This window comes from Nocardia sp. NPDC051463, from assembly GCF_040681975.1.
Lineage (GTDB): Bacteria > Actinomycetota > Actinomycetes > Mycobacteriales > Mycobacteriaceae > Nocardia.
Window position 1 is genome coordinate 206,207 of the sequence record NZ_JBFBAB010000010.1, and the last position, 9,511, is coordinate 215,717.

A 9,511-nucleotide genomic window follows, 5' to 3' on the forward strand; every position below is an offset into this window, starting at 1 on the left:
TCAGGGCTTTTCGCCGCGTGTGCGACTAGTGGTGACCGCGTCGGACTCCGCTGCGCGCACGTGGGGCAGGTCGGACCCGTCTTCCGTTGCCGGCGTGTAGATCTCGGCGATCGGACCGCGATCTGCCGTCGGGTCGATGCTGCGTGCCGGCGGCGTGGGGTCCGCGTTGCGTACCGTGGTCTCCGGTGCGGTGCAGCGGATTTCGGTGACCGCGCTCACGGGCGTGGCGCCGTCGGTGGTGATCGTCGCTGCGGCGTGTTCGGTGCCGTCGTCGGCGAGGTGGCCCGAGCTGCCGCTGGAGCCGATATCGGTCCAGCAGGCGGTGGGTTCCTTCATGCCGCGCAGCCGGATCGATTCGTACAGGGTCCATTCGGCCTTCTCGTGATCGGCGGCGGACTCGATCACCTTGCCGCTCACCAGGATTCGGCGAGGGACTGCTTTGGCCTCGGACGTCAGCCGGGCGGCCTCGTTGACCGCGTCGCCGATGACGGTGTATTCCAGCCGGGTATCCGAACCCACGTCGCCCGCGAAGACCAGGCCGAGGGCGACGCCGATGCCGATATCCAGTTCGCCGGCGGCGACCACTTCGTCGCGGATCTGGCGAGCGGCCCGCAAGGCTGGGGTTGCGTTGTCCTGCAAGGCGATCGGTGCGCCGAAGACGCACAGCGCCGCATCGCCCTCGAACTTGTTGACCAGCCCGTTGTTCGCCTCGGTCGCCGCGACCACGGTCGAGAGCAGCCGGTTGAGTTTGGCGACGAACTCCTGCGGTGGTAGCCCGGTGGAGAGTTCCACGGAGCCGGTGACATCCACGAACAGTGCTGCCACCACGCGCACATCGCCGGTCAGATCGACGCCACGGGCCAGGGCTCGTTCGGCGACTTCCGCGCCGACATGCCTGCCGAACACTTCCCGCATCCGCATCCGTTCGCGCAGATTCGTGGCGAGCTCGTTGACCGAATGCTCGAGTCGCCCGATCTCACTCGCGCTGCCGACCGGCACTCGTACATCCAGCTCACCATGGGTGATTCGGTCCAGCGCCCGGCGCAGCATTCGCAGCGGCGCGGCGACGGCGCGGGCCAGCGTCGCGGTGGCGAGCGCGCCGACGCCGATCCCGACCGCGGCGACGTAGATGCCGGTGCGGATGCGGTCGGACGTACCGGACACCGGGTCGGCGAGCACCACGATGAGCATCAACAGCGGCATCGCCCCCGACACCGCCCAGGTGAGCACGACCCGGACGAATACCGTTGAGCTCCAATGCATCGTCGCGCCGAGCACCGCGGTCACGATCGGAATGGTTGGTCGGATCAGCCGATCGACGATCAGGAAGGTCAACGCCGCAGATTCGAATCCGCCGAGGACGAACAATGCCATCATGACGGCAAGGTCGTGCTGCGGCGTCACCCGCGATAGCGCCACGGCAGAGATGATCACACCGGGCAGCCACAGGGCAAGGGCCCGCGAGGTGATGGCGATCGGCAGCCGCAGTAGGCGGCGGGCCTCTTCCGGCGTGGGTGTGCGTCCGCTGTCGAGCCAACCGAAGTAGACGGTCCGATCGCGGATCGCGAGTGCGATACCGGCGAGGAACCCGACCGCTGGGTAGATGGCCACCAGTGCCATAGCGCGCAGGGTGTCGGGGCCGAGCCTGTTGAAGAAGCCGCTGAGCCACAGCTCGGTGACGATGACGGCGAGGCCACTGAGGTTGCAGGTGATGACGACCGCGGCCAGACCCCAGCGAGCCCGCAGTGCCCAGACGACGAGCTTGGCGATCACCGCTGTCGCGAATCTTGTCCGAAGGGTGCCGGCAGCCACCAGTTCCAGGTGCCGAACAGCTTCATCAGCGCGGGCACCAGGATCAGCCGCACCAGCCCCGCATCGATGGCGACGGCGACGGCGAGCGCCAGCCCGATCTGCTTGAGCTCCAGCACGCTCGCGGTGAGGAAGCTGCCGAAGATGACGACCATGATCGCCGCGGCCGCGCTGATCGGCCGTGCCGTGTGCTGTAGCCCCGCCGCGACCGCGTGCTCGTTGTCGGCGGCGGTGCGCGGACTGTTCTCCCAGAACTCTTTGATCCGCCGGATCAGGAACACCTCGTAGTCCATCGACAGTCCGAACAGCATGGCGAACACCATGACCGGCAGGAACACTTGGATGAACCCGGTGCTCTGAAACCCGAGCAGCGACTCACCGATACCCCATTGGAACACCGCGACAGTGATACCGAGGGCGGCTCCGGTGGCCAGCAGATTCATCACGATCGCCTTCACCGGCAGGACGAGGCTGCGGAAGGCAGCGACGAGGAACACGAACGAGCAGCATAGAACCAGTGCGACCACCAACGGCAGTTTCCTGGTGATCTCGTCGGACATATCGGCGAATTCCGCGGTCACGCCGCCGACCAGCACCTGCGATTGCGGCACATCCGCGGCATCGGCGCGGATATCCCGCACCAGCACGGTAGCTTCGGTCGAATCGAACGGTGTTTTGGCGATGACTGTCGCGAAGATCCGCCCATCGCGCTGGAACGGCAGCACCCGGTCGACACGCTTGTCGTGGCCGAGCTCGGTCAGGAAAGTCTGAACCTGTCCGGCCGCGTCGGCCGAGAGTGCCGCGTCGTCGGGGCCGGTCGCGACGAGTGTGATCGGCGCCAGCAATCCCGGCGCGAAATTGTCTGTGGCGATGGCACCGGCTTTCCCGGAGGCGGTCTCGCTCAAGGCCGCGGTGCCCATGTCGACGCCGTAGCGCACGCCGGCCAGGGGTGCCGCCGCCAGCAGCAGAACCACTGTGGCGGCAATGCCGAACAGTGCGGGCCGTGCCATCACCGTCTGGCTCCAGCGCGCCCACCGGCCGGTGGCCGGATCGACGGCGTCCACACCCGGCCGTGTCTCCAGCGGCTGCCAGCGGGCCGGGAGCGCGCCACGATTCACCCGCGGACCCAGCAGCGCCAATAGCGCGGGCAGCAGCGTCAAGGCCACGGTGAGCGTCGCGATGACCGCGACAACCACGCCGACCGCGATCCCACGAAACACGGGCGCGCGTACCACCATCAGCGAGCACAGCGAGATCATCACGATCAGCCCGGAGACGATGATCGTCTTGCCCGCGGTGGCGACGGCTACGCCGCAGGCATGCGCGATGCCCGTTGGCGAGGCACCGGGAGGCTGCTTGGCGAGTTCTTCCCGGAACCGGCTGGCGACGAACATCGCATAGTCCAATCCGATGCCCGTGCCGATCATGGTCGCGACCGCGAGCAGCAGGGAACTGGTGCCCATCACATGCGATATCAGGAAAAGCCCGCCGAATGCGAGCAGCAGCCCGCTCAGCGCCACCACTACCGGCACGAGCGCCGCGACAACGGTGCCGAGAGCGACGATCAGTAGCACGAACGCGACCGGCAGACCGATCGCTTCGGCCCGGCCGGAATCGGCGACCTCGATTTCCATCAGATCGCGCAGTCCGGGGGAGAACCCGGCGAGGCCGACGGTGACCTCGTTATCGGAGTGGCGGCCCGCTAGTTCCTGTAGCTGGGCCGAGAGTAGGGCCCGCGTCGGGATATCACCGTCGATCCCGATGACCGCCAGCGCGGCATGCCGGGACGCGGAGATCTGGGACTGCTGGTCGCCCTGGAAGGGACCGAGCGCGATCCGGACACCCGTAACGCCACCCATATCCTCGACCGCTCGTTCGATGACGGCTCGGTACTGCGGGTCGTCCACTGTCCGCTGTGCCGAATAGAACACCAGCGCAAGCTCTTCGGCGCCCAGATCGGGATAGTGCGTGGCGAGCAGAGCGGTGACTCGGGTCGATTCCACATTGTCGGCGTGGAATTCGGCGGCCTCCAGCCTGCCGTCGAGTTTCGGGTAGGCGATCGCGCAGGCGACGATGACCAACAGCCAGAGCGCCGCGATCGGGCGGCGGTGTCGCGCCATGGCCACGCCCCAGCGATAGGCCGCTTGCCGGTCCGGTGGCCGAGCCGCGGTCTGTTTGTCGGTGTCGGTCGTCTGTTGTGCCATCCTCTGCCGCCCCGAATCGATTACCTCGTGTTCGACTGTATTGCTGAAACCGAGAGAATGGGACGGTCGGATTGCTCACTTCGGCCGTGGTGGCCGATCAACGCAGCACAACCAGCCAGATCGCGATGTAGTGGCATAGGGCGGCGAGCACGGTCGCGGCGTGGAAGAACTCGTGATGGCCGAATACCGTGGGCCACGGATTGGGCCATTTGGTGGCATAGAGGATCGCGCCACCGCTGTAGACGAGCCCGCCGATCAACAACAGGATCAGCGGCGCGATACCGACCTGCGAGTTCAGTTGCCCGGCGACCGGGACGATGGCCCAGCCGAGCAGCAGATACAGCGGCACGCCGACCCACCGCGGTGCCGTAGGCCACAGCAGTTTCAGCGCGACACCCGCGAGCGCGCCGATCCAGACCACCAGCAGCAGGGTCTGTCCGGTCCGCCCCGGCAGCCCGAGTAGGGCGAACGGGGTGTAGCTGCCCGCGATGAACAGGAAGATCATCGAGTGGTCCGCGCGCTTCATCCGGATGCGCGCCTTCGCGGTCGGCCAGGTCACCCGGTGATAGACGGCGCTGATCCCGAACAGTCCGCACACCGTCAGCCCGTAGACCAGCGTCGACCAGCCTGCTGTCGCCGAGATGGTCGCGGCGGTGGCGACCAGGACGATGACCGCGATCGCCGCGATGCCGACGGCCCAGGTGTGGATCCAGCCGCGCAGCCGCGGCTTGCTCAGCGCCACCGCGAAGGATTCGCCTGCCGTGCCCGGGGTCGTGCTGGATGCCGCGTCGGCGGCGACCGATTCGGACACCAGTTACCTCCAGTTTGTACCGCCCAGTAACCTACGGGACCGTAAGTTATGGCTCTCCGTTACTGTACTGGATTCGCGGTCGCTGCCGGGATCCCGCCGGTGAGGCGTACTGTAGGTCGCCGTGGAGTTTCCGAGTCGGGTGCGTGGTTTGCCATACCGCATCTACGAGGCGCGGCTGTCCAAGCAGCTGGCCGGCAAACAACATCCCCGGCATGTCGCGGTGATGTGCGATGGTAATCGGCGCTGGGCGCGGGAGAACGGTTTCACCGATGTCAGCCACGGGCATCGAGTGGGTGCGCTGAAGATCGCCGAACTGGTCGGCTGGTGTGCCGCCGAGGGCATCGAGATGGTCACCGTCTACCTGCTCTCGACCGAGAACCTCCAGCGCGATCCCGACGAGCTGGAGACCCTCTTCGAGGTGATCACCGATGTCGTCGAGGAACTGTCGGATCCGGAGCAGAACTGGAGCGTGCGCATTGTCGGCTCGCTCGACGGATTCCCCGAGCTGATCGCCAAGCGCCTGCGCACCGCCGCCGAACGCACCAGCGGTCGCGACGGGGTGCATGTGAACGTGGCAGTCGGGTACGGCGGCAGGCAGGAGATCGCCGACGCGGTCCGCAAGCTGGTCCGTCAGGAGATGGCGGCGGGCGAGACCGGCGAGGACCTGGTGCAGTCGATCACCGTCAACGCCATCGGCCAGCACCTGTACACCTCCGGCCAACCGGATCCCGATCTGGTCATCCGCACCTCCGGTGAGCAGCGACTTTCCGGATTTCTCCTGTGGCAGAGCGCATACTCGGAAATATGGTTCACCGAGGCGTACTGGCCGGAGTTCCGGCGGGTGGATTTCCTGCGCGCCCTGCGCGATTTCGCTGCCAGGCATCGCCGCTTCGGGGCCTGAGGCCTCGATCGCGGCGCGCATCGAGTTCCGCCTCGCCGCTTCTCGCCTACCGTGCGGTCTTATGAGTGCGTACGACGATCGGCCCGACGGCCCACGCGAATTCGCGCTCGACGAGCCGGCAGGGCAGCGCCGGGCTCCGGTATCCCACATCAGCTACGAGGAATTCGGCAGGCGGTTCCTGGAGTACGCCGCCTCGGAAGCACGCATCGCCGCCGCCTTCGGTCAATTGGCCGGTGCGGCATTCGATTTCGGCCCGATCGGAGTTGGGCCGGGCCACCTGGTCAAGGCCAGTGCCCAGGTCCAGCTCGGACAGCCACGGGTGCGTCGTGATGTCGACGAGTACATCTCCTTCGAGCTGAAAATCCCGCTGAGCGTCGACATGCTCATCGACCTGGCAGTCGACCGGCACCGCTTCCAGGTCGAGGGTTATGTCCATCTGCACCTGACCGCACGCACAGCGCAGCCGCTTCGGGTGATCATCGATATCGCCGAGCCACGCCCGAGCGACGTCCGGATCAACGTGGCCGCTGCCACCAAGCGCGGCCAGCTCTTGCGCATCCTCGCCAGCGTCGACCACGAGATCCGTCGTTTCGTCGCCCGCTACATCGCCAAGGAAATTCGCACACCACATATCGCCGCGGCGCGCGATATCGATGTCGCCGCGCGGCTCGACGCGGCCTGGAAACTCTAGCGACCGGCTGGTACACCGATCGGGTTACAGCTTGCGCAGGCGCAGCCGGTTGATGGTGTGGTCGGCATCTTTGCGCAGCACGAGGGTGGCGCGGGGGCGGGTCGGCAAGATGTTGTCGACCAGGTTGGGGCGGTTGGTGGAATTCCAGATCTCCTGTGCGGTGGTGGTCGCCTGCTCGTCGGTGAATCCGGAGTAGTGGTGGAAGTGTGCGTTCGGGTCGGCGAACGCGGTTTCTCGGAGCGTGAGAAACCTTTGCACATACCACTTCTCGATGTCCTCGATGCGGGCGTCGACATAGATCGAGAAGTCGAACAGGTCCGAGACCATCAGTCGCGGACCTGTTTGCAGGACGTTGAGGCCTTCCACAATGAGAATGTCCGGCTGCCGCACGCAGTGCAATTTGTCGGGGATGATGTCATAGGAGATATGCGAATACACCGGTGCGCACACTTCGGGTGCGCCTGATTTCACCTCGGTGACGAAGCGCAGAAGTTTACGGCGGTCGTAGCTTTCCGGAAAACCCTTGCGATGCATGATGCCGCGTCGGGTCAGTTCGGATGTGGGGTAGAGGAATCCGTCGGTTGTGACCAAATCCACACGTGGGTGATGATCCCAGCGGGCGAGCAACGCTTGCAACACGCGTGCCGTGGTGGATTTACCGACCGCGACACTGCCCGCGACGCCGATGACAAAAGGAACCTGCTGGTCGGGATGCTTCTCGCCGAGGAAGGTCGCCGTCGCGGCGAACAGTCGCTGACGTGCGGCAACCTGCAAGTGGATCAGGCGAGCGAGCGGCAGATAGACCTCGGCGACCTCTTCGAGGTCGATCTGTTCGCCGAGGCCGCGAAGCCCGATCAGTTCTTCCTCGGTGAGCACGAGTGGAGTCGACTTCCGCAGCGTGCGCCACTGTTTCCGGTCGAATTCCACATATGGGCTCGGCTCGCTCATTCGTGCCACTTACCCGACGCTCCTGTTAGGCAAACACGCACACATAACGTGGCGCCGCTGTGAGATTCGGTCTAGCTCTGGCCGCATAGCCGAATTCTGCTCTGCGTCAACAGCGTGCGAAAAGCGGGGTGCCACTACCCGTTGGTAACCGGGTCGAAACCGGTGCTGACAGCGGCTAATGTCGGACGGCATGGAAGCGCATCCGCTCGTGACGGAGTACCTGCGACTCGGTTTGGCCTTCGACCGGTTGGAGGAAGGTTTCGTCGACGCCTATACCGGCGATCCGGTGCTGCGTCGCGAGGTCGAGAACGCACCCGCACCGGAACCGCGTGCGCTGGCTCGCCGGGCCGCAGCGTTGCGGGCCGAACTGCCTACCGCGGGACTCGCGCCGGAGCGGACCGAGTTTCTCGATGTGCACCTGCGCGCGCTGGAATGTTCCGGTCGCAAGTTCGCGGGCGACGACATCGGATTCGTCGAGGAGGTGCGGGCGTACTTCGATGTCGACATCGCGCCCGAGGACGAAGCGGCCTACCGCGACGCACACCGGCAGATGGACGAGGTGCTGGCAGGCACGGGATCGCTGGCCGAGCGGGTCGCGGCCCATCGCAAGGCCGACGAGATTCCACCGGAGCGGCTACGCGCCTGCGTCGAAGAGTTCTCCGGCGCCCTGCGTGAACTGGTGCGTGCGCGTTACCCACTGCCCGACAACGAGCATGTCACCTATGAGGTGGTCGGCGACAAGCCGTGGTCCGGGTTCAACTACTACCTGGGCAACTACCGGTCCACGGTGGCGATCAACTCCGATCTCAAACAGCACATGGCGAACCTGCCGCACCTCATCGCGCACGAGTCCTACCCGGGCCATCACACCGAGCATTGCCGCAAGGAGGCACGCCTGGTCGCGGCCGGTCAGGCCGAGCAGACGTTGTTCCTGGTGAACACGCCGCAGTGCCTCATGGCGGAAGGTCTCGCCGATCTCGCGCTCGGTGCGATCGTCGGGCCCGGCTGGGGGAAATGGGCGCAGGAGATCTACGCCGACCTCGGCCTGCGCTTCGATGGTGAGCGCGCCGAACGCCTGGCGACTGCGTCGAGCAAGTTGCTCGGCGTGCGACAAGACGCCGCGCTGTTGCTGCACGACCGGCACCGCGACGCCGACGAGGTCGCACAATTCCTACAGCGCTGGAACCTGAGCACCCCCGAGCGCGCTCGCCAGTCGCTGCGCTTCCTGTCCTCGCCGCTGTGGCGGGCATACATCAGTACCTACGTAGAGGGCTATCGTCTACTGGGCGGCTGGCTCGATCGCGCGTCGACCTCCGATGACCGAGTCGAACGCTTCCGTCGCCTCCTCGACGAACCGCTCACCCCCGGCGCGGTGCGCGCGATGTGACCCGATAATCCGCACATCCTTCGACAGGATCGACCGCCGTCATCGCCATCACCATCGCCACTTCCGCACGCCAGTGTCACAACGGGAAGCCATCACACGGAGTGCCCGGTTGCTACGCAGGGGTTGTGGATGGGGTGCGGCTGCCATCGAGGCCGGGCCAGTGAGTGATCGACTGCCAGGATTGATTTGGGACCGAGAACGCAACCACGGGCAGTCTTCACCCTGAAAGCCGTGTGCCTGCCTGCTCAGGTTGCGGAAGAGGAAGCCGGGGAGCCCACCCGACGCACCCGACACCGCCCCGGCGAAACCCTGGAGGGCAACCGTAACTGGACAGCACACCCTGGGGTTCGAAAGGCGAGCCCACCTCCCATGACATCACCGTGAGCTGGTCCGGAGACCCTTTGGCGTGCCTCCGGTTCGGAAGGCAAGCCCACCCAGAACAGTGCCGTGTACTGGTGAGCGGAAGCTGGGTCGCGTGCCCGGCTCGACTAGCAAACTCACGTCTCAGCGGTGTTCCGGGCAGTGCTGGGCACGTCGTGTGCCGTACCCGCCCTTCTCTTCCGCAGCCTGGGCAGACAGGCAACGGCTTCCAGCGTTCGGACTGGCTGTGGTTGCGCTCCAAGCATTTCGGTGGCGACGGTAGTCGAATGGTGGTTGGTTCGGGGCCTGGGTTCAAGGGGTGGATGCAACACCCACCCCTTGAACCCCGTGGAGTGTTGCGATGGCGCTGCCGCCGTTGAATGTTGTGACTTGCTTGTTC

At 65.9% G+C, this 9,511-nt stretch carries 7 protein-coding genes; 3 read left to right on the top strand and 4 right to left on the bottom strand.

Annotated features, from left to right (window positions below; all coding sequences use genetic code 11):
* From AB0M74_RS16515 to AB0M74_RS16525, 3 genes are all read right to left on the bottom strand, one after another.
* Entirely contained in the window at positions 1 to 1,773 is a 1,773-nt protein-coding gene (locus AB0M74_RS16515) for an adenylate/guanylate cyclase domain-containing protein (RefSeq protein ID WP_366527083.1), read from the bottom strand.
* Entirely contained in the window at positions 1,770 to 4,013 is a 2,244-nt protein-coding gene (locus tag AB0M74_RS16520) for an MMPL family transporter (RefSeq protein ID WP_366527084.1), read from the bottom strand. The genes AB0M74_RS16515 and AB0M74_RS16520 overlap by 4 nt, the downstream gene beginning before the upstream one ends.
* 97 nt (positions 4,014 to 4,110) lie before the next feature.
* Positions 4,111 to 4,755 (bottom strand): hemolysin III family protein, encoded by a 645-nt coding sequence (locus AB0M74_RS16525; RefSeq protein WP_366527104.1) that lies wholly within the window; start codon positions 4,753 to 4,755, stop codon positions 4,111 to 4,113.
* A gap of 190 nt (positions 4,756 to 4,945) precedes the next feature.
* Between AB0M74_RS16525 and AB0M74_RS16530 the strand changes: the two genes are divergently transcribed.
* A complete protein-coding gene (locus AB0M74_RS16530; RefSeq protein ID WP_366527085.1) occupies positions 4,946 to 5,725 on the top strand; it encodes an isoprenyl transferase in 780 nt (259 codons plus the stop codon).
* 61 nt (positions 5,726 to 5,786) lie between these two features.
* Entirely contained in the window at positions 5,787 to 6,416 is a 630-nt protein-coding gene (locus AB0M74_RS16535; protein WP_366527086.1) for a hypothetical protein, read from the top strand.
* A 24-nt stretch (positions 6,417 to 6,440) separates the two neighbouring features.
* On the opposite strand, the gene coaA is transcribed toward AB0M74_RS16535, so the two are convergent.
* A complete protein-coding gene (gene coaA, locus AB0M74_RS16540) occupies positions 6,441 to 7,373 on the bottom strand; it encodes a type I pantothenate kinase (RefSeq protein WP_366527087.1) in 933 nt (310 codons plus the stop codon).
* A gap of 181 nt (positions 7,374 to 7,554) precedes the next feature.
* Between coaA and AB0M74_RS16545 the strand changes: the two genes are divergently transcribed.
* Entirely contained in the window at positions 7,555 to 8,751 is a 1,197-nt protein-coding gene (locus AB0M74_RS16545; RefSeq protein WP_366527088.1) for a DUF885 domain-containing protein, read from the top strand.
* Positions 8,752 to 9,511: the final 760 nt, after the last annotated feature.